At 64.2% G+C, this 19,868-nt stretch carries 26 protein-coding genes; 13 read left to right on the forward strand and 13 right to left on the reverse strand.

What is annotated here, in order from left to right; genetic code table 11:
• The first annotated feature begins 262 nt into the window (after nucleotides 1–262).
• Nucleotides 263–1,639 carry a group II intron reverse transcriptase/maturase gene (ltrA, locus tag ACVJ19_RS18300; protein ID WP_028144467.1) on the forward strand — a complete coding sequence of 459 codons (1,377 nt, stop codon included), beginning with the start codon at nucleotides 263–265 and terminating at the stop codon, nucleotides 1,637–1,639.
• Nucleotides 1,640–1,719: 80 nt separating this feature from the next.
• Here the strand turns inward: ltrA and ACVJ19_RS18305 are convergent, their stop codons facing one another.
• Nucleotides 1,720–2,682, reverse strand: coding sequence for a D-2-hydroxyacid dehydrogenase family protein (locus ACVJ19_RS18305; protein ID WP_453950423.1), 963 nt, complete (start codon nucleotides 2,680–2,682; stop codon nucleotides 1,720–1,722).
• Between the two features lie 131 nt (nucleotides 2,683–2,813).
• Nucleotides 2,814–3,029 (reverse strand): hypothetical protein, encoded by a 216-nt coding sequence (locus ACVJ19_RS18310; RefSeq protein ID WP_183244792.1) that lies wholly within the window; start codon nucleotides 3,027–3,029, stop codon nucleotides 2,814–2,816.
• A gap of 234 nt (nucleotides 3,030–3,263) precedes the next feature.
• On the opposite strand from ACVJ19_RS18310, the gene ettA reads away from it, so the two are divergent.
• A complete protein-coding gene (gene ettA / locus ACVJ19_RS18315; RefSeq protein WP_453950424.1) occupies nucleotides 3,264–4,913 on the forward strand; it encodes an energy-dependent translational throttle protein EttA in 1,650 nt (549 codons plus the stop codon).
• Nucleotides 4,914–4,920: 7 nt separating this feature from the next.
• Nucleotides 4,921–6,147, forward strand: coding sequence for a lytic murein transglycosylase (locus ACVJ19_RS18320; RefSeq protein ID WP_453950425.1), 1,227 nt, complete (start codon nucleotides 4,921–4,923; stop codon nucleotides 6,145–6,147).
• Nucleotides 6,148–6,327: 180 nt separating this feature from the next.
• On the opposite strand, the gene ACVJ19_RS18325 is transcribed toward ACVJ19_RS18320, so the two are convergent.
• Both ACVJ19_RS18325 and ACVJ19_RS18330 read right to left on the reverse strand, forming a co-directional pair.
• A complete protein-coding gene (locus ACVJ19_RS18325) occupies nucleotides 6,328–6,609 on the reverse strand; it encodes a hypothetical protein (RefSeq protein ID WP_453950426.1) in 282 nt (93 codons plus the stop codon).
• A 238-nt stretch (nucleotides 6,610–6,847) separates the two neighbouring features.
• Nucleotides 6,848–7,168, reverse strand: a complete 321-nt coding sequence (locus ACVJ19_RS18330) for a hypothetical protein (RefSeq protein ID WP_453950427.1) — start codon at nucleotides 7,166–7,168, stop codon at nucleotides 6,848–6,850.
• A gap of 136 nt (nucleotides 7,169–7,304) precedes the next feature.
• Here ACVJ19_RS18330 and ACVJ19_RS18335 point away from each other — a divergent pair, with 136 nt between their 5' ends.
• The 3 genes from ACVJ19_RS18335 to bfr all read left to right on the forward strand — a co-directional run bounded on the left by ACVJ19_RS18335 (nucleotide 7,305) and on the right by bfr (nucleotide 8,662).
• Nucleotides 7,305–7,610, forward strand: a complete 306-nt coding sequence (locus tag ACVJ19_RS18335; RefSeq protein ID WP_453950428.1) for a hypothetical protein — start codon at nucleotides 7,305–7,307, stop codon at nucleotides 7,608–7,610.
• 158 nt (nucleotides 7,611–7,768) lie between these two features.
• Nucleotides 7,769–8,041 (forward strand): (2Fe-2S)-binding protein, encoded by a 273-nt coding sequence (locus ACVJ19_RS18340; RefSeq protein ID WP_453950429.1) that lies wholly within the window; start codon nucleotides 7,769–7,771, stop codon nucleotides 8,039–8,041.
• 132 nt (nucleotides 8,042–8,173) lie between these two features.
• Nucleotides 8,174–8,662, forward strand: coding sequence for a bacterioferritin (bfr, locus tag ACVJ19_RS18345; RefSeq protein ID WP_183244787.1), 489 nt, complete (start codon nucleotides 8,174–8,176; stop codon nucleotides 8,660–8,662).
• Nucleotides 8,663–8,784: 122 nt separating this feature from the next.
• On the opposite strand, the gene ACVJ19_RS18350 is transcribed toward bfr, so the two are convergent.
• Nucleotides 8,785–9,387, reverse strand: coding sequence for an MSMEG_1061 family FMN-dependent PPOX-type flavoprotein (locus tag ACVJ19_RS18350; RefSeq protein ID WP_453950430.1), 603 nt, complete (start codon nucleotides 9,385–9,387; stop codon nucleotides 8,785–8,787).
• 173 nt (nucleotides 9,388–9,560) lie between these two features.
• Between ACVJ19_RS18350 and ACVJ19_RS18355 the strand changes: the two genes are divergently transcribed.
• Both ACVJ19_RS18355 and ACVJ19_RS18360 read left to right on the forward strand, forming a co-directional pair.
• The gene (locus ACVJ19_RS18355; RefSeq protein WP_453950431.1) at nucleotides 9,561–10,928 is read left to right on the forward strand and encodes a S8 family peptidase; all 1,368 of its coding nucleotides are present in this window, start codon (nucleotides 9,561–9,563) and stop codon (nucleotides 10,926–10,928) included.
• Between the two features lie 47 nt (nucleotides 10,929–10,975).
• Nucleotides 10,976–11,218 (forward strand): hypothetical protein, encoded by a 243-nt coding sequence (locus ACVJ19_RS18360; RefSeq protein ID WP_453950432.1) that lies wholly within the window; start codon nucleotides 10,976–10,978, stop codon nucleotides 11,216–11,218.
• A 4-nt stretch (nucleotides 11,219–11,222) separates the two neighbouring features.
• Here the strand turns inward: ACVJ19_RS18360 and ACVJ19_RS18365 are convergent, their stop codons facing one another.
• Nucleotides 11,223–11,576 (reverse strand): hypothetical protein, encoded by a 354-nt coding sequence (locus ACVJ19_RS18365; RefSeq protein ID WP_453950433.1) that lies wholly within the window; start codon nucleotides 11,574–11,576, stop codon nucleotides 11,223–11,225.
• 171 nt (nucleotides 11,577–11,747) lie between these two features.
• A complete protein-coding gene (locus tag ACVJ19_RS18370) occupies nucleotides 11,748–12,809 on the reverse strand; it encodes an alpha/beta fold hydrolase (RefSeq protein ID WP_453950434.1) in 1,062 nt (353 codons plus the stop codon).
• Nucleotides 12,810–12,934: 125 nt separating this feature from the next.
• Here ACVJ19_RS18370 and ACVJ19_RS18375 point away from each other — a divergent pair, with 125 nt between their 5' ends.
• Both ACVJ19_RS18375 and ACVJ19_RS18380 read left to right on the forward strand, forming a co-directional pair.
• Nucleotides 12,935–13,201 carry a DUF2277 domain-containing protein gene (locus tag ACVJ19_RS18375; RefSeq protein WP_453950436.1) on the forward strand — a complete coding sequence of 89 codons (267 nt, stop codon included), beginning with the start codon at nucleotides 12,935–12,937 and terminating at the stop codon, nucleotides 13,199–13,201.
• A gap of 96 nt (nucleotides 13,202–13,297) precedes the next feature.
• Nucleotides 13,298–13,519, forward strand: a complete 222-nt coding sequence (locus ACVJ19_RS18380; protein WP_453950437.1) for a hypothetical protein — start codon at nucleotides 13,298–13,300, stop codon at nucleotides 13,517–13,519.
• Nucleotides 13,520–13,564: 45 nt separating this feature from the next.
• Here the strand turns inward: ACVJ19_RS18380 and ACVJ19_RS18385 are convergent, their stop codons facing one another.
• Nucleotides 13,565–14,065: a collagen-like protein gene (locus tag ACVJ19_RS18385; RefSeq protein WP_453950438.1), complete on the reverse strand. Its 501-nt coding sequence runs from the start codon at nucleotides 14,063–14,065 to the stop codon at nucleotides 13,565–13,567.
• Between the two features lie 159 nt (nucleotides 14,066–14,224).
• Here ACVJ19_RS18385 and ACVJ19_RS18390 point away from each other — a divergent pair, with 159 nt between their 5' ends.
• Nucleotides 14,225–14,494, forward strand: coding sequence for a hypothetical protein (locus tag ACVJ19_RS18390; RefSeq protein WP_453950439.1), 270 nt, complete (start codon nucleotides 14,225–14,227; stop codon nucleotides 14,492–14,494).
• A gap of 21 nt (nucleotides 14,495–14,515) precedes the next feature.
• Here the strand turns inward: ACVJ19_RS18390 and ACVJ19_RS18395 are convergent, their stop codons facing one another.
• Both ACVJ19_RS18395 and ACVJ19_RS18400 read right to left on the reverse strand, forming a co-directional pair.
• On the reverse strand, nucleotides 14,516–14,761 hold the full coding sequence (locus tag ACVJ19_RS18395; RefSeq protein ID WP_453950440.1) for a helix-turn-helix domain-containing protein: 246 nt from the start codon (nucleotides 14,759–14,761) through the stop codon (nucleotides 14,516–14,518).
• A gap of 374 nt (nucleotides 14,762–15,135) precedes the next feature.
• Nucleotides 15,136–15,903, reverse strand: coding sequence for an SDR family NAD(P)-dependent oxidoreductase (locus ACVJ19_RS18400; RefSeq protein ID WP_453950442.1), 768 nt, complete (start codon nucleotides 15,901–15,903; stop codon nucleotides 15,136–15,138).
• Nucleotides 15,904–16,014: 111 nt separating this feature from the next.
• Between ACVJ19_RS18400 and ACVJ19_RS18405 the strand changes: the two genes are divergently transcribed.
• Nucleotides 16,015–16,500, forward strand: a complete 486-nt coding sequence (locus ACVJ19_RS18405; protein ID WP_453950443.1) for a J domain-containing protein — start codon at nucleotides 16,015–16,017, stop codon at nucleotides 16,498–16,500.
• A gap of 328 nt (nucleotides 16,501–16,828) precedes the next feature.
• On the forward strand, nucleotides 16,829–18,082 hold the full coding sequence (locus ACVJ19_RS18410; protein ID WP_453949141.1) for an IS110 family RNA-guided transposase: 1,254 nt from the start codon (nucleotides 16,829–16,831) through the stop codon (nucleotides 18,080–18,082).
• A gap of 211 nt (nucleotides 18,083–18,293) precedes the next feature.
• Here the strand turns inward: ACVJ19_RS18410 and ACVJ19_RS18415 are convergent, their stop codons facing one another.
• From ACVJ19_RS18415 to ACVJ19_RS18425, 3 genes are all read right to left on the reverse strand, one after another.
• Nucleotides 18,294–18,932, reverse strand: coding sequence for a hypothetical protein (locus ACVJ19_RS18415; RefSeq protein ID WP_453950444.1), 639 nt, complete (start codon nucleotides 18,930–18,932; stop codon nucleotides 18,294–18,296).
• Between the two features lie 118 nt (nucleotides 18,933–19,050).
• Nucleotides 19,051–19,302, reverse strand: coding sequence for a hypothetical protein (locus tag ACVJ19_RS18420; protein WP_453950446.1), 252 nt, complete (start codon nucleotides 19,300–19,302; stop codon nucleotides 19,051–19,053).
• 240 nt (nucleotides 19,303–19,542) lie between these two features.
• Entirely contained in the window at nucleotides 19,543–19,803 is a 261-nt protein-coding gene (locus ACVJ19_RS18425; RefSeq protein WP_453950447.1) for a hypothetical protein, read from the reverse strand.
• Nucleotides 19,804–19,868: the final 65 nt, after the last annotated feature.

Genomic DNA, 19,868 nt, shown 5'->3' on the forward strand with positions numbered 1-19,868 from the left:
GCCTACCCGGCCGGACGAGCGAGCAATTGATCGCGAAGTCCAAGGTCATCAAAGGTCGGGGTGGTAAATTCGGCGGGCGTGCGGTGAAGGCGGTCGGTCTTACCTCGGGAGGTCTGCGCTGTGTCTCGGCAACGAGACTGAGACCGTCGCAAGACGGCCTGACCGCAGCGCAGAAGTCAGCCGAGGGCGTAGTAGGCGGCAGCGCGCCGCTGAAGGCCTGAACGGTGGAAGTGGTCAGTAGAGCGGCGATCTCGTGCGAGCCATGCGGCAGAAGAATCAGGTCGAGCTGAACTTGAGCCCCGGAGCGGAGGGTGAAGCCCGAAGCGCCGGCGCCCGAGAGCCTGAAGCGCGTGCGGCGGAAGTCTGTCTCGAACGCCCGGCGGTCGCAGGACCGTCGATGGAAGACGTTGTCGAGAGTGAGAATCTGAAGGCAGCGTTGGCGCAAGTAAAGCGCAACAAGGGCGCGGCGGGCGTCGACGGGATGACCGTCGGCGAGCTGTCAGCCCACCTGAAGGAGCACTGGCCTGCGATCCGAGCCCAGTTGCTTGACGGCACCTACAAGCCACAGCCGGTGCGGCGGGTGGAGATACCGAAGGCGTCGGGCGGCCTGCGGCCGCTCGGCATTCCGACGGTGCTCGACCGCTTGATCCAGCAGGCGGTGATGCAGGTGCTGCAGGCGGATTGGGATAGGACGTTCGCCGAGACGAGCTTCGGCTTTCGGCCGGGGCGCTCGGCACATCGGGCGGTGGAACGGGCGCAGGCGTACATTGCGGCCGGCCACAGCATCGTGGTGGACATCGACCTGGAGAAGTTCTTTGACCGGGTCAACCACGACATCCTGATGGGACTGGTTGCCAAGCGGGTTGCTGACAAGCGCATCCTGAAGCTCATCCGCGCCTTCCTGAATGCGGGTGTGTTGGAAGGAGGGCTGGTCAGTCCGACGGAAGAGGGCACGCCGCAGGGCGGTCCGCTCTCGCCGCTGTTGTCGAACCTGATGCTGGATGTGCTGGACAAGGAACTGGAGAAGCGCGGCCACCGCTTCGTGCGTTACGCCGACGACTGCAACATCTACGTGCGCAGTCAGCGGGCGGGCGAACGGGTGCTGGCTGGCGTCGAGAGGTTCCTCGAAAAGCGCCTCAAGCTCAAGATCAACAAAGCGAAGAGCGCGGTTGCCAAACCGAGTGTTCGCAAGTTCCTGGGCTTCAGCTTCACCGGCGGGCAAGAACCGCGGCGGCGCATCGCGCCGCAGGCACTCGCCCGCTTCAAGGCGAAGGTTCGGGAGCTCACGCGACGCACGCGTGGTCGATGCCTCGTGCAGATCGCCAAAGAACTGTCGACCTACCTGATTGGGTGGCACGGCTACTTCGGCTTCTGTCAAACCCCGTCGGTGTTGCGCGTGCTTGACCAGTGGATCAGGCGACGGTTGCGCGCCGTTGCCTGGAAGCAATGGAAGTATGGACCCGCTCGCTTTGCCGAGTTGCGACGCCGCGGCGTCGGCCGGGATCTGGCGGCGCAAACCGCCGGCAGCCCACGTGGCCCTTGGCGGCTCGCGAACAGCCCCGCGCTCACCATTGCTCTGCCAAACGGCTTCTTTGCCTCACTCGGCTTGGCTTCCGTCGCGGCACGGCGACCCGCATAATCCGCTGAACCGCCGGATACGGACCCGTATGTCCGGTGGTGTGGGAGGGGCGGAGCCGCGAGGCTTCCCCCTATCCCGATTCAGGCCAGCTTGCGCGGCAGCTCAGCGCCTTTGGTGAAGGCGTCGATTGCCTCGACCATCTGGCCGTAGTGGATGCGCAATCCGTCCTCGGTCGCGTAGCCGAGATGCGGCGTCAGCACGAGATTGTCGAGCTTGCGGAAGGGATGGTCGACCGGCAGCGGCTCGACCGAAAACACGTCGATGCCGGCGCCCGCGATCTTCCGCTTCTGCAAGGCTTCCAGCAGCGCCTGCTCGTCCACGATCGGCCCGCGCGCGGTGTTGACGAGGAAGGCGGTCGGCTTCATCCGCGCCAGATCGGCCCGGCCGACGAGGCCACGCGAGCGGTCGCTCAGCACCACATGGATGGTGACAATGTCGGCCTTCGCGAACAGCTCGTCCTTGCTGGCATAGCCGACGCCAATTTCCTTGCACTTCTCCGGCGTCAGGTTCGGGCTCCAGGCGATCACGTTCATGCCGAACGCTTTGGCGATGCCCGCCATCTTGCTGCCGAGCTTGCCGAGCCCGATGATGCCGAGCGTGCGACCCTCAATCTCGACGCCGGCAAAAGTCTGCCACGGTTCGCCCGCATGCATGCGCGCGCTCTCGCGGCCGATGCCGCGGGTCAGTTCCAGGATCAGCCCCATGGCGAGCGGGGCGGTGGGATCGCGGGAATATTGCGTGCCGCCGATGACGACGCCCTTGGCCTTCGCTGCCTCCATGTCGATCGAGGCGTTGCGCATGCCCGAAGTGAGCAGCAGCTTCAGCTTGGGCAGCTTGTCGAACAGGCTCTTGGGAAACGCCGTGCGCTCGCGCATCGCGCAGATGATCTCGAAATCGGCCAGCGCGCTCGCCGCCGCCTGCTCCGAGGCGAAGGGATGGCTGAACACGGTGACGTCGATGCGGTCCGATAGTTTCGGCCAATCGGCGACGTCGATGGCGAGGTTGAAATAGTCGTCGAGGATCGCACAGCGCAGCCGGCTCATCAGCATTCATCCATGGCGAGAGGTGACGGCGCTGGGCGGGACGCCGTCGTCGGAACCGGGCCATGGTTGCGCGCAATCAGCCTCGCGCGCAAGCAGCCAGCGTCTTCAAAAATCCGATAGGAGGTAATCGCTCAGAGATCGCGGGGCTTCAGCCGGATCGGCGCATCCAGGCCGTGCTTGGCGCGCCAGGCGGGGCCGGGGCCGCGCATGTAGTGCAGTTCGGGCCGGTAGGGGTTGAAGGCGGTGGTGAAGAAGCGCTTCCAGAAGGCCTTGATCTCCGAGACGAACCCGGAGACGTGCCCGGCTCCTGCCGGAACAGGAAGAGAATTGGTCTCGATCAGAGCCATGATGCGGCCTCGCTGTGCTCCCCGTTCGTTCTGAGCGGGCGGCGCTGTTTCCGCGCAAAACCGAGCTTTGGCCTGCTTTATTAAAAAATGGTTTCAATTGTCCGGATCTGCGTCCGGATGGTGTCCGTCCCGTATTCATCCGTGGTGAACGGAGGGAAAACGTTGCCCTTTGGGGGCGGGATCGTTACATCGGCGGCAAGCAAATTTCCTCAAATCGAAGGTTTCACGGGACCGATGGCGCGCCAGTTCATCTATTTCATGCAGGGCCTGACCAAGAGCTACCCGACCCGGAAGGTGCTCGATAACATCCATCTGAGCTTCTACCCGGACGCCAAGATCGGCGTGCTCGGTGTCAACGGCTCGGGTAAGTCGACGCTGCTCAAGATCATGGCGGGCCTCGACAAGGAGTACACCGGCGAGGCCTGGGTCGCCGAGGGCGCCCGCGTCGGCTATCTGGAGCAGGAACCGCACCTCGATCCGGCGCTGTCGGTGCGCGAGAATGTCATGCAGGGCGTCGCCAAGCAGAAGGCGATCCTCGACCGCTACAACGAGCTCGCGGTCAACTATTCGGACGAGACCGCCGACGAGATGACCAAGCTGCAGGACGAGATCGAGGCCCAGGGCCTGTGGGATCTTGACAGCAAGGTCGACCAGGCCATGGACGCGCTGCGCTGCCCGCCTGACGACGCCGATGTCACAAAACTTTCGGGCGGCGAGCGTCGCCGCGTCGCGCTGTGCCGGCTGCTGCTCGACCAGCCCGAGCTGCTGCTGCTGGACGAGCCGACCAACCATCTCGACGCCGAATCCGTGTCGTGGCTGGAAGGCCATCTGCGCAACTATCCCGGCGCGATCCTGATCGTCACCCACGACCGCTACTTCCTCGACAACGTCACGGGGTGGATCCTCGAGCTCGATCGCGGCCGCGGCATTCCCTACGAAGGCAATTATTCGTCCTGGCTGGTGCAGAAACAGAAGCGCCTGGAGCAGGAGGGACGTGAGGACGCCGCGCACCAGAAGACGCTCGCCCGCGAGCAGGAGTGGGTCGCGTCCTCGCCCAAGGCGCGCCAAGCCAAGTCGAAGGCGCGCTACCAGCGCTATGAGGAGCTGCTCAAGCAGGCCAGCGAAAAGCAGACCCAGACGGCGCAGATCATCATCCCCGTCGCCGAGCGGCTCGGCGCCAATGTGGTTGATTTCGAAGCACTCAGCAAAGGCTATGGCGATCGCCTGTTGATCGACGATCTCACCTTCAAGCTGCCACCGGGCGGCATCGTCGGCGTGATCGGTGCCAACGGCGCCGGCAAGACCACGCTGTTCAAGATGATCACCAAGCAGGAAACGCCGGACAACGGCACCATCACGGTCGGTGAGACCGTGCATCTCGGCTATGTCGACCAGTCGCGCGACGCGCTCGACGGCAAGAAGACGGTGTGGGAGGAGATCTCCGGCGGCAACGAGCTGATCCTGCTCGGCAAGAAGGAAGTCAACTCGCGCGGCTATTGCTCGTCGTTCAACTTCAAGGGCGCCGACCAGCAGAAGAAGGTCGGCGCGCTCTCCGGCGGTGAACGCAACCGCGTGCATCTCGCCAAGATGCTGAAGTCCGGCGCCAACGTCCTGCTGCTCGACGAGCCGACCAACGATCTCGACGTCGACACGCTGCGTGCGCTCGAAGAGGCGCTGGAGGATTTTGCCGGCTGCGCCGTCATCATCAGCCACGATCGCTGGTTCCTCGACCGCATCGCGACCCACATCCTTGCGTTCGAAGGCGACAGCCATGTCGAATGGTTCGAAGGCAACTTCCAGGATTACGAGAAGGACAAGATGCGCCGCCTCGGCCAGGACAGCATCATTCCGCATCGCGTGAAGTACAAGAAGCTAACGCGGTGATGGCGGCATGATGCGGCGGGCGCTCATCGCTGCGGTGATCGTGGTCACCTGCGGCTGGTCGTCCGCCCGCGCCGCCGACGCCGCCTTCACGCAGTTCATCGCCTCGCTCTGGCCGGAGGCGCAGGCCGCCGGTGTCTCGCGCGCGACGTTCGACGAGCAGACGCGCGGGCTCGAGCCGGACTACAAGCTGCCCGATCTGATCTTGCCGGGACGGCCCGCGACCGGCGCGCCGTCGCAGGCCGAGTTCGTGCAGGTGCCTGCCGACTACGTCAAGGACGCCTCGATCGCGCGGCTTGCCGGCGAGGGGCAGCGGCTGCTGCAAAAGTATCGTCCGGCGCTGACCGAGATCGAGAAGAGCTCCGGCGTGCCCGCGACCGTCATGCTCGCGATCTGGGGCCGCGAGACCGACTACGGCCGCTACACGCTGCCCTATGATCTGGTCCGTGTGCTGGCGACGCAGGCCTATGTCGGACGGCGCAAGGACACCTATCGCAACGAGTTCATCCTTTCGCTGAAGATCCTCGGCGAGGGCGTCGTGACGCGCAAGGACATGCGTTCGTCCTGGGCCGGCGCCACCGGGCTCACGCAATTCCTGCCGTCCGAATATTACAAGCATGGCGTCGATTTCGACCGCGATGGCCGCATCGACATCTGGCATTCGGTGCCGGATGCGCTGGCGTCTGCCGCGCAGCAGCTCGTCAACAAGGGCTGGCAGAGCGGCGTGCGCTGGGCTTATGAGGTGCAGGCGCCGGCGAAGGTCGATTGCACCACCGGTGTGCCGGAGGTGACGAAGCCGGTTGGCCAGTGGCTGCGCGAAGGCTTTGTGCCGGTGCGCGGGCAGAAGCTGGGCGCTGCCGAGCAGGCGCAGCCGGCCTCGCTGCTCCAGCCGGAAGGCATCTATGGTCCGTCGTTCCTCACGACGAAGAACTACTTCGTCATCAAGGAATACAATTTCTCAGACCTCTACGTGCTGTTCGTCGGCCATCTCAGCGATCGCATGACGAGCCCGCTGCCGTTTGCAACGCCCTGGTCGGCCTCGAAGCAATTGCGCACCAAGGATGTCGAGACCATGCAGCGCGGGCTCACCCACGTCGGGCTCTACAAGGACAAGATCGACGGCAAGGCCGGCATGCAGACGCGTGCCGCGCTGGGCGCCTATCAGAAGTCGGCAGGACTCAAGGTCGATTGCTGGCCGAGTGAAGAGGTGCTGCGTTCGATCCAGGCGGCGCGCTAAAGCATGATCCGGAAAAGTGCGAAGCGGTTTTCCGGAAAGATCATGCGTAAACAACAACCTGAAGCGCGATGACGATTTATCCAAATCTCATCGCGCTTTAGCGTGTGAGCAAAGAAAAAGCCCGGCCGATGCTCTCGGCCGGGCTCTCTATCGCGGCGCGCATGCGCCAAGGCGATCAGATCAGTAGCAGACGCGAACCGGGCGGCTGACCCAGCCGTAGCCGTCCCAGTAGCGCTCACGACGCCAGTAGCAGGGCGCGGGCGGCGGCGGCTCGGCAACGTAAACGGGACCGCCATAGGCGGGGCGGCTCGACGCGATGGCGCCGCCGACGATGGCGCCGCCGATCAGGCCGGCTGCGATGCCGGCGCCGACGCCGTCACCGGCTTTGGCGGACGGAGTGGCGGTCACCAGCGAACCGGCGACCGTCGCAACCGTGAGGGCGGCAACTAAAGTCTTCTTCATGCTCTTGGCTCTCCTGGGAGATGGGTTCCTCTTGTTAGAGGCGCCCGGGGTTCAAAGGTTCACGCACACTCTGATGGAATTGGCCTTGCAGCTAGGAAGCGCGCAAATGGTCAATCCACGGTAAACGCACACGGAGCTGTGACGAGAAAAAGCGGTCTTTTTCAGGCCCCAAGATGAACGGCATATCCGTAGTGAACCGGTCCAGGCAATTGCTGCAAACGAACCGGCTCGAGGGACATTAGCCGCAAACCCGGACGCGGCGGACGCGCCAGGCATAGCCGTCCCAGAAGCGCTGCTTCTGCCAGGCGCAGCCGCCGTAATAATCGTCGGCGACATAGCCCGGGCCAGGCGCGTAGTAGCGGGGCGGGTAGTAGCCCGGTTCATAATAGCCGGGGCCAGGTCCGTAATAATACGGAGAGGCCAGCGCGCCGCCGACAATGGCGCCGCCAATGATCCCGGCTGCCACGCCGGCTGCGACACCGCGCTGGGCATGGGCCGGGGTTCCGGTCGTCAGGGCCACAGTGGCGAGGGCAACGGCTGCCAGGAGCGACTTCTTCATCGAATGGACCTTTCGCATAAGCACACGCGGGAATTCTTTGGGGCAGAGTTCCATATTTCGTTTGAATGATCAATGAACGGCACCTTTGCCGGGGGCGACCAATTGGTATGGACCGCAGGTCGGCCAGGAGGCGGTGATGGGCAACGCGATGATCAATGCATTGATTGCTGCCGGGGTCATCTTCGCGATCGGCTACGGCTGGACCACCCACCTCCAGAACCGCGGCCAGCGCCGCTCGCGCGCAGCCGCCGGCGGCGATAGTGCGGGTGCGGGCGACAGCTATTCGGGGAGCAGCGACGGATTCTCGCTGGGCAGCTGGTTCTCCAGCGACAGTTCGGGCAGTTCGACCGACAGCGGCAGCTGCTCCAGCAGCGATAGCGGCAGCGGCGGCGGAGATTGCGGTGGCGGCGGCGACGGTGGAGGAGGCGGCGGCGGCGACTAAGTGCGCAACCTTGATCCACCGCAAGCCCCTATTTTAGAGCCGTTCTAGGCTATATCCGGGCCAGTTTGGAATAGCTTCAAATACCGGTTTTTCCTTTTGCATCCGGCCGGCCCCTTAAATATCGATGATGGCGCATCACCGAAGGGCCTGCCGCTTCCATGATCGTTTGTTCCTGTAACGTGCTGAGCGATGACGATATCCGGGCCGCCGTCGCCGAGTCCGACGACGCCGTGCGTCATGCCAAGCAGGTCTATGGATGTCTCGGCTGCAGCGCCGAATGCGGTCGCTGCGCCCGGACGATCAAGACCATCATCGACGAAGCGCTTGGCCCCTGCGCCAAATCCTGCTGTGCCGGCTGCCCGCACAGCCACACCATGGCCGCCAACGATGAGACGGCCGAGCCCGCCAAGTTCGCCCTCGCGGCCTGCTGAAAACTTCCGCAACTCCGGCTGAGCTTTTTCCCGGCTACGTTCCCGTAGCCGGTTGCCCTCATTCGTAAAGTGATTTAGAAGCGTTCTAAAGTCGGTTAGGACCGATTTGGACTGCAACAGCTGGAGTGAACCATGCAGGGTGACCCAAAAGTCATCGACTATCTGAACAAGGCACTGCGTCACGAGCTGACTGCGATCAACCAGTATTGGCTGCACTACCGCTTCCTCGACAATTGGGGCCTCCTCGACATGGCCAAGGTCTGGCGCAAGGAGTCCATCGAGGAGATGGAGCACGCCGACAAGCTCACCGCGCGCATCCTGTTCTTCGACGGCTTCCCGAACATGCAGGTGCTCGATCCCCTGCGCATTGGCCAGAACGTCAAGGAGATCATCGAGTGCGATCTCGCCGCCGAGATGAGCGCGCGGGCGCTCTATCAGGAAGCGGCGACCTACTGCCACAGCGTCAAGGACTACGTCACGCGTGACCTGTTCGAGAAGCTGATGAGCGACGAGGAGCACCACATCGACTTCCTCGAGACCCAGCTCGATCTGATCGGCCGCATCGGCCTCGAACTCTACACCCAGAAGCACGTCGGCGGGCTCGAGGGCGAGGGGCATTAAGCTCCGGCGTCAGCTGCATACTCTCCGAGTCTTCGCCAAACCACTCCCTGTGGGTATGGGTCCCGGATCAGCGCGCCGCTGCGCGGCGCTTGTCCGGGACGACGCTGTGATTGCAGCGCCACCTACAGCTGCGTCTTGTAACGCTCTTCAATGATCGCCTGGCTCTCCGGCTCGCCGAGGCCAGTCTGCTCATGGATGACCTCGGTGATGCTCGGCATCACCGAGCGCTGCATCTTGTCCGCCGACCACAGCTTCGAGCGCATCAGCGCCTTGCCGCAGTGGAAATAGACTTCGCTGACGGCGACGTTCAGCACCGCGCGCGGCGGTTTGCCGAACTCCACCATGGAGGCGAGCAGGTCCGGATCGGCCGACAGCGTGCCGCGCCCGCCGACGCGCAGCGTCTCGTCGATGCCGGGGACGAAGAACAACAGGTGCACGAAACCCGAGCCTTCGACGACGTTGCGAAAACTGTCGATCCGGTTGTTGCCGGAGCGGTCGGGCATCAGCAGCTGGTTGGGACCTGCGACGCGGACGAAGCCGATGCCACCACCGCGCGGCGAAGCGTCGACGCTGCCGTCCGTGCCCGACGTTGCGAGCACGCAGAACGGCGACATCTCGATGAACTTCTTCGCATGCGCATCGACCGCGGGGCGTGCCTTCGCGATCACGCGCGGGGTCGGCTTGGCATAGATGGTTGCGAGGTCTTCGGCGCAAAGATCGGTCACGAAGGTCTCCCTGATTGAGGACTCGAAGACATCAATAACACGCGCGCCGCGGTGCCGTCACTGCACCGCACCAGCGGGGGACGGGAGTGATCTGGCTACGCAGGTGGCGTAGACCAGGGATTTCGCTTATAACGAGTACCATACTTTATCGCTTTTCAAGGAAGGAATTCATCATGGCCCTGACGCAGGCAATGCGGGTCGCGGGCGATCGGCCGCGCCGTCGCAAGCATGTCCCGGGACAGTTCATCGTTCGGTTGAAGCCGGCCGTTGTCCGGCAGATCGCGGCGGACTCGCCTCAGGTGGCCACGTCGCGCGCGCTCGCGGCTGCAATGCCCGATGAGGTTCGTGGTCCGATCGATTTCCTGCGCGACAATTTCGGGCTTCAGTCGATGAAGCCGCTGTTTGTGGTCGAAGGCGGTGAGGCGCCGGCGCAGCCGCAGGGGCTGGATGCGGTTCATCGCTCGATCGCGCGCTCCGCAACGGCGGCACCACGAGAGGCGCTGGCCGGATATCAGATCGTGCAGGTGAAGGACAAAAAGATAGATGCAGGTGTCCTGAAGCGCCTGAGTGCATCGAAGGCGATGGATCTGGTCGAGCCCGTTCCCAACCGGTGGCTCAGTGCCTCCGCCGATCCCATGAAGATTCGCCAGTGGGGCCTTCGCGCCATCAGATGGTTCGACAGGCGGCGGCCGGGTGCTGGGCGGGTTCATGTCGCTGTGCTCGACAGCGGTGTCGACGCCGGACATCCCGATCTTGCAGGAGCGATCGAGGAATACCGGCACGACGGCAACGGAGCGCGTGACTTTCTCGGCCATGGCACGCATGTCAGCGGCACGATCGCGGCCGTGGTCAATAATTCGGTCGGTCTCGCAGGCGTGGCCAATTGCCGGCTGCACTGCTGGAAGGTCTTCGACGATCCCAAACGCGCGGGCGACGACGAAAACTTCAACTTCGAGTTCTACAGCAAGGCGCTCGCCGCCGCGCTCGATTCCAACATCAAGGTCATCAATCTCAGCATTGGCGGCGAGGACCATTCGAAGGCGGAGGCGGCGATCTTCGCCGAACTGATCGGTGCCGGTGTCGTCATCTCGACCGCGATGGGCAACGAGTTCGAGACCGGCAATCCGAAGGAGTATCCCGCGGGCTACGCGGACACGATCGGAGTTGGCGCCGTCGACGAGTCTCATCGGCGTGCCTCGTTCTCCAATACGGGGAAGCACATCAAGCTGGTCGCTCCTGGCGTCAACATCCTGTCGACAGTGCCCCGGGTGAAGGCGAGCTTCGCCGATCATTCGAGCTACGATTCCTGGCCCGGGACGTCGATGGCAACGCCGCATGTGACGGGTGCCGCTGCACTCGTCTATGTCAACAAGCCCAAATCCAGAGCGGCCGGGCTTGCGGTTGCCAGGCGCCTGATCGCGACGGCGATCAAATTGCCGGCGATGCGGGGGCGGGATTTCACTCCGCAATACGGCGCGGGCCTCCTCGATATTGCCGCTGCGCTCGGTCGCGCGAAACCGCCGCGGAAGCGGCGAAAATAGGTTTTCCGTGACCTTGATCGGGCGCCGCGAACCGCTAGGTTTTCGGCATGTCCGTGCAGTTCAAATTCCGCGATCGTGTCGATCAGCGTCGGCGACGCATGATCATCAAGACGCTCGGCGAGGCCGGCTACACCGCCCGGAGCCTGTTTCCGGGACAGAAGCGGCAAACCCTCGCTGCGATCTTCACCGTCGCCGAGGCCGACGCCAAGTCCGTTCGCGCCGCGCTCGACGAATTCGGCGATGACATCGAATTTGTCGAGGCCTCGCCCAAGCGAAACCTGAAGGCTTAGTGGCCTACACCGCGTCCGCAGGCACGAAGCAGCTGATGATGATGGCGCCGCGATGGTGGACGTACCAGACCACGGCCTGACCGACCGGATTGCCCTGATCGCGGATGATGGCGCGCTCGGGCACCTCCATCCACTGCCCCTCGATCGGCACCCAATAGGTGCCGCCGCGTACGTCATATTCGGTGCGATGGCCGTCGGAAATGTCGCAACAGGGCACGCCGCTTGGCGCGATCACGCTCTTGAACCAGGCGCGGATGTCGGGCGGGACGTGGTCATATTGCCCGTTGTCGAACGCGAACGCGGCGCTCGTCAGCGCGGTCGTCGCGGCCAGCCAGACGCACAGCACGAGCCTGTGCATGCGATCTTCCTCCTCGCGCATCGTTCGTTGGCGCGCGACTGTTCCGCGCGTCGATTCGTATCGTTGACGCGATTAAGCCTGAGCTGCTGGCGCATTGCATGCTCAAATTATATGCGGCGCCGAGGCGCCGCACATGATGCATTGCGATATGGGGATCTGCGCTCCGCCGTTCTACATCGTCCGTTGCGGCGCGGTTTGCAGCAATTGCCTGACCTGCTCGCTGTAGAACTTTGCATTGCTGGTGGTGCCGTGGCCGCGCGTCTCGGTGCTGGCGGGGATCAAATAGAGGCGGCCGTTCTTGACCCGCTTCATCGCAGCGTCCGTGATGCCGGTCTCGGGCGGGTTGCGCTCATCGTCGGCTGAATTGATCAGCAGCAGCGAGGCTTCGATGGCTTCGAGCTTCTCGCTCGCATTGTAGTCGTGCGAAGATTCCCACTGATAGACGAAGTCGTTGGCATCCGCCGTGATCGGCGTCGCCAGCCGGTCGTCGACGATCTTGTCGGCCTTCGCTGCGGTCGGCGCCTGTTGCTGATAGGCGAGCGTACCGCCGATGCTGGCAATGCCGTAGGCGGTGATGGCGTATTTCATCATGCGCGGCTGGCTGGCGTAGTTGCCGCCGTTGTAGTCGGGATCGTTGCGGATGGTGTCGAGCATGATCCGCCGCAGCATCCAGTTGCGCGATGCCATCTCGGTCGGCTGCGAGGCCATCGGGATCAGCGCGTCCATCGCCTTCGGATATTTCTCGCCCCACAGCCAGGTGTGCATGCCGCCCATCGAATTGCCGATGACGAGCCGCAGATGTTTGACGCCGAGCCCTTCTGTCACCAGGCGATACTGCGCCTCGACCATGTCGTCGTAATCGTATTTCGGAAAGCTCGTCTTCATGCCGTCGGACGGTTTTGAGGATTTGCCGTGGCCGATCGCGTCGGGAATGATGATGTAATATTTGGACGCATCGAGCGGCTGCCCCGCGCCGAACAGCTCGCCGGCAAAGGAGGGCGTCAGCATGCTCGCGCCGGAGCCGCCCGTTCCGTGCAGCACCAGCACGGGCTGGCCGGTCGGCTCGCCGACGGTGGTGTAGTGCAGCTTCAGCTCCGGCATGGTTTCGCCGGTGTGGAACTTGAAATCCCTGGCGATCCAGTCGCCCTGTTTAGGGGCCGGATAATCAGCGGCCATCGCCCACGTCGAAAAGGACAGCAGAACGCCTGCCAGCGCCGCGCAAGAAGCTTTCATGTCTCTCTCCCGGTGCGGCTCATGGTCGTTGGCCGCCTTGCGGTGGAACTTAGCAGAAGTGCGCCGAAGGATGTAGGATTTCGCCTCCGCCGATCGTCCTTATGGGAACCCCGGAGAGACGCTGCATGTGCCGCAACATCAAGACGCTGTTCAACTTCGAGCCGCCGGCGACGGAGGAGGAGATCCATGCCTCGGCCTTGCAGTTCGTGCGCAAACTGTCCGGCTTCAACAAGCCGTCGCAGGCCAATGAGGCCGCCTTCGATCACGCCGTGGCAGAGGTCTCGGAAGCCGCGCGAAAGCTCCTGATCTCGCTGCACACCCATGCCCCGGCGCGCGACCGCGAGGTCGAGGCGGAGAAGGCGAAGGAGCGTTCGCGGTTGCGGTTCGGGTAGCGGCTCGAGGGACCCGTTCCGTGATCTGGCTCACGGTGCGCGTCGCCTCGACTTGCAATGATGCCTGCCGGGGTTTCGACAGCCCGGAGCACGACCATGAGCCGCCCCCTTCTTCACCTCAAAGCAGGTGCCATCGCCTTCACGTTGCTGTGGACCGCCTGGATGATGTGGTGGAGCGGCTCGTTCTCGAGCGCGACCGTCGTGATCCTGGCCCTGTGCGGCGCCGCGGTCGGCTATCTCTGGTATCGCGCCATGCGCTGGCAGTTCGAGCGCATGGGCATGCTGCCGCGCCGGGATGATTCCTCCCGGCCATCTTGATTGGCACGTGTCCCGGGCGCGCAGCGCTGCGTCCCCAGCACGCCGCTAGCCCTTATAGCCGTGCTTCTTCTTTTTCTTCTTTTTCTTGTGATCGTCGGCTTCGCTGTCGTCGCCCTCGTCATCGGCGATCGGGTCACCGGCCTCCTGCACGGCCGCCTCAAGCGCCGCGCGCTCGGCGGCTTCACGCTCGCGCTGGCGGCGGCGCTCGTCCCAGGCGTCGAAGAGCTGGTCGAGCCACGGCAGCAGCTGTTCGATCGACGGCAGCTGGCCGGGCGGACCTTGTTCGCCGCGCGGGCCTTGCGGTCCGACTGGCCCCTGCGCTCCGACAGTTCCACGCGGACCGGCGTCGCCCGGCTTGCCCTGCGGGCCGGCCTTGCCCAGGGGGCCTGCCTTTCCGACCGGTCCCGGCTTACCCTGCGGCCCCGGCTTGCCGCGCGCGCCGTCCGGTCCCCGCTTGCCCGGATGACCCTGCGGTCCCGACCGTCCCGGTTCGCCCTGCCGCCCACGCGGACCCGGAGGTCCCTGCCGTCCCTGATCGTCTGCCACACCAATGCTCCCTTGACCGGAAGCAAGCTACTTAGCGGCGTTTGACGACAGCAGCAATTCCGCGGGCGCATCGTGCCGCGCTTGATCAACATCAATCGACGGGGCGGCACGACGTGTCATTGAGTTGGGCAGGGCCATGATCATCGCGAGGAGCGATCGATGCGCGCAGCATGGAAAATGTTCTGCCTGTCCGCTGCGATCCTTGCCGCGGCCATCGTCATCGCCCAACTGCTGGTGCCTGACATCGTGCCGATTGCCTTCGCCGAGGAGCCGCAGCCGTCATGGGCTGTCATGACGGCTTTCGTTCTTCGCGCCATCGAGCTGATGACGGCGGCGGTCGCCGTCATCGCACTTGCGATGCTGGTTGGCATGTGTGCGCGGCGCGGGCTGCGCCGCTTGTCTGGCGGCACGGCCACGCAGGCGGATTGATCGTCCGCACGCAGTTGCACACTACTCCTGACAGGTCGGCACCTCGATGCCGGAGGCGGCATAGAGCCTGATCTTGTTGCGCAGCGTGCGTACCGACAGGCCGAGCACGCGCGATGCGCGCGTGCGGTTGCCGTCGCAGCGGGCGAGCGTCTGGAGTACGAGCTCGCGCTCGACCTCGTCGACGGTTGCACCGATCAGCAGTGGAACGATCTGGTTAGGAGCGAGGAATTGTGCGTCCTGCGGCGCCGCGACATAAACAGTGGTCATCAACACACCCCCGATCAACGCCCGCTTCCTTCGCTGGAAGCGGATCGAGAACAAACGACCCCCAGGCCGTAGAACCACGGTGGGCGGGTTTGGTTAATGAAAAGTTAATTGCGGGCGATCGCACCAGATGACCTTGGGAATGCCGCGAAGCGGCCGCGTTTGGCAGAAGATGCATGGTGATGCGGACCTATCTCGCGCGGCAGATTCGCTGTCATGCCCTGCCACCGGGTCTCGCCTTCGGCGAGCCCGATGACAGGCTCCGGCGGGGCATCCAGTACGCCGCGGCCTCTCCGTATCCCGCTACGGCCTCTGGAATACTGGATCGTCCGCCTTCGCAGACGATGACACCGCATGTGATGACAAAGGGCCGCTCCTCACACCGTACGATACCCGCCATCCACCATCACGATCGTACCCGTGACGTAGGCTGACATATCCGAGGCAAGGAAGATCGCGGGGCCCACGATGTCCTCCGCCTTGCCGGTGCGCGCCAGCGGCGTGTGATCGACGAAGGCCTGCACCAGCGCCGGATTGGTCGCACGCACGTGGGCGTTGATGTTGGTCTCGATGAAGCCCGGCCCGATCGCGTTGACGCGCACGCCCTCCTTGCCGAGCTCGACCGCGAGCGCCTTGGTGAAGCCGAGCACGCCGTGTTTCGAAGTCGTATACGCCGCCGAGCTCGGCGTGCGCAGATGCACGAAGGACTGGATCGAGCCGATATTGACGATACGGCCTTTGCTCGCGCGCAAGGGCGCGAGGAAGGCCTGCGTCATGTTGAAGACGCCGTTGAGGTTGAGCGAGATGATGTCGTTCCAGTCCTTCGCAACTGTCTCCGTCTCCGCCGTGAAGGCGTTGCGGCGGGTGATGCCGGCATTGTTGACGAGGATCGAGACCTGTCCGACCTTGCCCGCGACCTGTTTTGCCAGCGCAAAGCAATCGTCACGTCTGGTCACGTCGAGCGCGAAGCTCTCGGCCTTGCCGCCGGCCTTGCGGATCTCCTGCGCGGCCTCCGCGACCGTGTCGGCGTTGACGTCGAGCAGCACCACTTGCGCGCCCTCGCGCGCGTAGCCGGCCGCGATCGCGCGGCCGATGCCGGAACCGGCGCCCGTGACGACGGCGATGTGGTTTGCAAGCAATGCCATGACATTTTCCTCCCGATTTCGTTTCTAAGTTTCATGAAAGGCTAACCCGAAATTAAGGGGTCGGAAACGGCGGCCTTGGCATACTGATCTTCATTGCTAAACGTTGCGCGCATGATGGAACGGCTTGAATCCTGGAAACTCGCTCTCGAGCGCCTGCGGTCGGGACAGCCGGCCGACTGGGCCGAGGCTGGCCGGGTCGTGGCCGAGATCGCGCGGATGAGCACGGATGACACGCTGCGGCAGGCTGCCGAGCAGGCGCTTCCGGTGCTGCGCCAGGCCCTGGTCAATGACGATCACAGCGTCACGCTGGCGGCCCAGCGCCGCCTCGCTGTGGTGCTCGAGGTCGTCCATGATCTCGCCGCGCCGCGCTTCGGCCGCCGCAACGCGATGCCGAAGAAGCTCTCCAGCGAGGATCGCGCCCGCAAGATGCTGGGCCTGCCGCTCGCGGTGCAGCTCACCTGCGACGACATCAACCAGGCCTACCGCCGTGCCGCCAAGGGCATGCATCCCGACCACGGCGGCACCGCGCAAGCCTTCATCGACCTCGCCGCCGCGCGCGACGTCCTCATCCACCCCGGCGCGCACAAGGACGTGTAGGAGATCGAGCGGGATCTCGTAGGGTGGGCAAAGGCGCAAAGCGCCGTGCCCACCGCTCTTCGTGATGGATGGAATGGTGGGCACGCTTGCGCTTTGCCCACCCTGTACCCTTTTGGGGTTCGCATCCAGTCGAAGGTGTAGACTGGAACACGGGCCGATCCGCCGGGAGCAGCCTTGCCCACCTGTGTCTTGAACACCGACGTAGGAGCCGCGCCCCGGCAGAGCGGCCGCGGTCGAGATCCAGTAGGAGGTTCGCGCCGAGAGCGCCAGTACAGGGATCGATCAGGATCGCGGTGGCCCGCTTTTTGAGAGCAAGGAGGTCCCAACAATGCTCGAAGATGTACGCTGGTTCGTCGGGATCGATTGGGCAACGCAGAGCCATAGCGTTTGCCTGCTGGATACCGAAGGAAGACAGGTTGCTCACTGCGAGTTCGCCCATGAGGGTGCGGGCCTGACGGAGTTGCGCGACTGGCTGCTGCAGAAGACCAACGCCGCACCGGGGCAGATCGCCGTGGCGATCGAGATGCCGCACGGCCCGGTGGTGGAGGTGTTGCTCGAACACGGGTTTGCGGTGTTCGCGATCAATCCCAAGCAGCTTGACCGCTTCCGTGATCGCTTCACGGTGGCTGGTGCCAAGGATGACCGCCGCGATGCCCATGTGCTCGGAGCTTCGCTCCGCACGGATCGCGCGGCGTTCCGTCGGCTTGTGGTCGACGATCCCACGATGATCGAGCTGCGCGAGTGGTCGCGCTTGGCCGACGAACTGCAGCAGGAGCGCACACGTCTTGCCAACCGGCTGCGCAAGCAGTTGTGGCGATATTATCCGCAGGCCACCAAGCTGACCGACGATGTCGCTGACGAATGGTTCCTGGCGCTTTGGCAGATGGTGCCGACGCCGGCCCGTGCGGCCAAGGCCAGCGAGAAGGCAATTGCACGCGTTCTGAAAGCCCATCGCATCCGCCGCCTTGATGCGGCGGGGGTGCTTGAAACTTTACGCGAGGCCCCGCTGCTGTTCGTGGCACCCGGCACCACCGAGGCCGCCTGCGCACACATCCGCAGCTTGGCGGCACGACTGCACCTGGTCAATCAGCAGATCAAGGAGGCGCATCAGAACCTGGACCGTCTGTGCGTCGCAATCGAAGGCGAGGAGAAGGCCTCGGGGCAGAGCTCGGAGCAGTGCGACGTGACGATCCTTCGCTCCTGGCCAGGAATCGGCAGGATCCATCTCGCCACACTGCTCGCCGAGGCCGCAGAGCCTCTGCGCAGGCGAGATTATCATGCTCTGCGCGCCTTGGCAGGGGCCGCGCCGGTGACGCGGCAAAGCGGCAAGCAACGCTTCGTGATCCGTCGCCTCGCCTGCAACAGGCGGCTACAGAGCGCCGTCCATCACTGGTCGCGGGTCGCCATCCAACACGATGAGGCCAGCAGGCGACGCTATGATGCCTTGCGACAGCGAGGACATGGCCACGCGCGTGCTCTGCGCACTGTAGGGGATCGCTTGCTCTTTGCCTTGTGCACGACGCTCAAGCGACACACCCCATACGAGGCGGACTATAGCGCAAGGACCTCCACTAAAGCCTGAGCCTCATTCCTTTGTTCGGCCGGTGTGACCATTCCTTCGTCCCGACCTGCCGATCGCCACAGCGCCGCGCGCAGACGCTGTCCAGGAGGCCGTCGGCACCGGCAACGCCGGCGCGAAGCGTCCTGGACGGCGGCGAGCACGGCGCTATGCTCGCCCATCAAGGACGTCTACCTCTTGACCACGGGTAGGAGGTCCTACGAGGTCTGAGTACTCAGCCCTTGTTCACGCAGCTCGGATAGGGCGGGGCTTCCCCTGATACGATCGGGCAGAGATAGATCGGGTTGAGATCGCTCAGGCGTGCCTGCCAGCGCTCGTCCCTGACCGGCGGCTCGTCGGTCTCGGGGCCGCGCTCGGCCCATTGGATGGTGTAGTAGTCGGTAGCCCCCTTCAGCGTGATCAGCAGCGCGGTTTCGCTGTGCCGGGTCGGGCCGCTGTCGATGCGGCCGCAACCGATCACGGCGGCGAACGCCTCGAAGCGGCCGAACGTCATGGCGCCGAGCGGCTGCGCCGCAAAGCTGTCGGGGCAGGCCGATTTGAAGCCGCCGGCGATGGTGCCCGCGAAGCTTTCCGGCGATGCATCCGGCGTCAGCGTCATGCCCTTCTCGCCTGTGACCGTGATCATCTGGGTCCACCGCTCGGGCGTCTCGCCCTTGATGACGGCTTCGCGGATGTAGTGGCCGCCTTTGGTGTTCTCGAACACCACCGCGAAATTCGACGGCATCGCGAAGCTGACGAGCTGGCCGAAGATCGGCGAGATCACGCGGAAGGATTGCGGCGCCTGCGCCGGCGCCGCGGAGACGAATGCGAGCGACAAGGCGAAGATGGCTGCCGTCGTGGTGAGCGTGCGCATCGACTGATCCCGCCAGAATCAAAGAGAAACGCTGAATGAAACGCTGGATGGAAACGCGAACGGGCAAGGATGCTAGCATCGCATCCTTGCCCGACCCTTGTCGTCCGCCGATCGAATCTTACCAGGTGCAGTGGCCGGCCTTCAGCGCATTGTCTTTCACCACGAGTGCGTCGAGGAAGGTCGGCACGGTCGCGCTGGCGCGGTGATAGCCGGCCGGCCACGGCGTGGTCGGGATGCTCTCGTCCCAGATCTGGCAGAAGCCGGTGTCCTGCCAGCGGATCAGATGATAGCTGGCTTCGGCAGGGCTCGCGGCGACGAAGGCAGTGACGGCAAGACCCGCAGCAGCGCACAGCATGGAAAGACGACGCATGATCAGCTCCTCAAAATGAAAGATGTGGTGCGCCTCCCGACAATGATGGGGAGGGGTGGCGCGGGGCGCTTCTTGGCCTGCGCCCCGGACAAGATGTGAGTAGTTCCGCATGCTGACGAGGTTCAAAGAGCGGGCGCCGGAAATGCGTGCTTTCGGCTGAAAAAGAGGGCTCCGCCAAAAAGAGGAAGGGCGGACCGCTCGCGCGACCCGCCCTTTTGAATCCGATCTGTCGCGTCAAGCCTAGAGCGTGCAGCGGCGCTCGGCGCGCATCTTGATCTGGAGGTCGGAAGCGGCCTGGAAGGTCGGGACCGGCTTGCTGACGACCTTGTAGGTCGACACGCCCCACTCGAACGGCTTGTACTTCAGGTCCTCGTTCCAGACCTGGCAGATGCCGGTGTTGTCCCAGCGGATCACGTAATAGCCGGGCGCTGCGGATGCGGGCACGGCGAACATGGAACTAGCGATGCCGGCAGCGGCACAGAGGGCGAGAACGCGACGCATGAAATATCTCCTTGTGGGGGAAGTGTGACGCGAAAATTCGTGCGGTAAAAGCCGGTCCTTTGCAA

It is taken from the genome of Bradyrhizobium sp. USDA 376 (genome assembly GCF_054063675.1).

Coding starts and splice junctions, on each gene's coding strand:
- ltrA (WP_028144467.1), top strand. CDS start 263: ATGCGGCAGAAGAATCAGGTCGAGCTGAACTTGAGCCCCGGAGCGGAG.
- ACVJ19_RS18305 (WP_453950423.1), bottom strand. CDS start 2,682: ATGAGCCGGCTGCGCTGTGCGATCCTCGACGACTATTTCAACCTCGCC.
- ACVJ19_RS18310 (WP_183244792.1), bottom strand. CDS start 3,029: ATGGCTCTGATCGAGACCAATTCTCTTCCTGTTCCGGCAGGAGCCGGG.
- ettA (WP_453950424.1), top strand. CDS start 3,264: ATGGCGCGCCAGTTCATCTATTTCATGCAGGGCCTGACCAAGAGCTAC.
- ACVJ19_RS18320 (WP_453950425.1), top strand. CDS start 4,921: ATGATGCGGCGGGCGCTCATCGCTGCGGTGATCGTGGTCACCTGCGGC.
- ACVJ19_RS18325 (WP_453950426.1), bottom strand. CDS start 6,609: ATGAAGAAGACTTTAGTTGCCGCCCTCACGGTTGCGACGGTCGCCGGT.
- ACVJ19_RS18330 (WP_453950427.1), bottom strand. CDS start 7,168: ATGAAGAAGTCGCTCCTGGCAGCCGTTGCCCTCGCCACTGTGGCCCTG.
- ACVJ19_RS18335 (WP_453950428.1), top strand. CDS start 7,305: ATGGGCAACGCGATGATCAATGCATTGATTGCTGCCGGGGTCATCTTC.
- ACVJ19_RS18340 (WP_453950429.1), top strand. CDS start 7,769: ATGATCGTTTGTTCCTGTAACGTGCTGAGCGATGACGATATCCGGGCC.
- bfr (WP_183244787.1), top strand. CDS start 8,174: ATGCAGGGTGACCCAAAAGTCATCGACTATCTGAACAAGGCACTGCGT.
- ACVJ19_RS18355 (WP_453950431.1), top strand. CDS start 9,561: ATGGCCCTGACGCAGGCAATGCGGGTCGCGGGCGATCGGCCGCGCCGT.
- ACVJ19_RS18360 (WP_453950432.1), top strand. CDS start 10,976: ATGTCCGTGCAGTTCAAATTCCGCGATCGTGTCGATCAGCGTCGGCGA.
- ACVJ19_RS18365 (WP_453950433.1), bottom strand. CDS start 11,576: ATGCACAGGCTCGTGCTGTGCGTCTGGCTGGCCGCGACGACCGCGCTG.
- ACVJ19_RS18370 (WP_453950434.1), bottom strand. CDS start 12,809: ATGAAAGCTTCTTGCGCGGCGCTGGCAGGCGTTCTGCTGTCCTTTTCG.
- ACVJ19_RS18375 (WP_453950436.1), top strand. CDS start 12,935: ATGTGCCGCAACATCAAGACGCTGTTCAACTTCGAGCCGCCGGCGACG.
- ACVJ19_RS18380 (WP_453950437.1), top strand. CDS start 13,298: ATGAGCCGCCCCCTTCTTCACCTCAAAGCAGGTGCCATCGCCTTCACG.
- ACVJ19_RS18390 (WP_453950439.1), top strand. CDS start 14,225: ATGCGCGCAGCATGGAAAATGTTCTGCCTGTCCGCTGCGATCCTTGCC.
- ACVJ19_RS18395 (WP_453950440.1), bottom strand. CDS start 14,761: ATGACCACTGTTTATGTCGCGGCGCCGCAGGACGCACAATTCCTCGCT.
- ACVJ19_RS18400 (WP_453950442.1), bottom strand. CDS start 15,903: ATGGCATTGCTTGCAAACCACATCGCCGTCGTCACGGGCGCCGGTTCC.
- ACVJ19_RS18405 (WP_453950443.1), top strand. CDS start 16,015: ATGATGGAACGGCTTGAATCCTGGAAACTCGCTCTCGAGCGCCTGCGG.
- ACVJ19_RS18410 (WP_453949141.1), top strand. CDS start 16,829: ATGCTCGAAGATGTACGCTGGTTCGTCGGGATCGATTGGGCAACGCAG.
- ACVJ19_RS18415 (WP_453950444.1), bottom strand. CDS start 18,932: ATGCGCACGCTCACCACGACGGCAGCCATCTTCGCCTTGTCGCTCGCA.
- ACVJ19_RS18420 (WP_453950446.1), bottom strand. CDS start 19,302: ATGCGTCGTCTTTCCATGCTGTGCGCTGCTGCGGGTCTTGCCGTCACT.
- ACVJ19_RS18425 (WP_453950447.1), bottom strand. CDS start 19,803: ATGCGTCGCGTTCTCGCCCTCTGTGCCGCTGCCGGCATCGCTAGTTCC.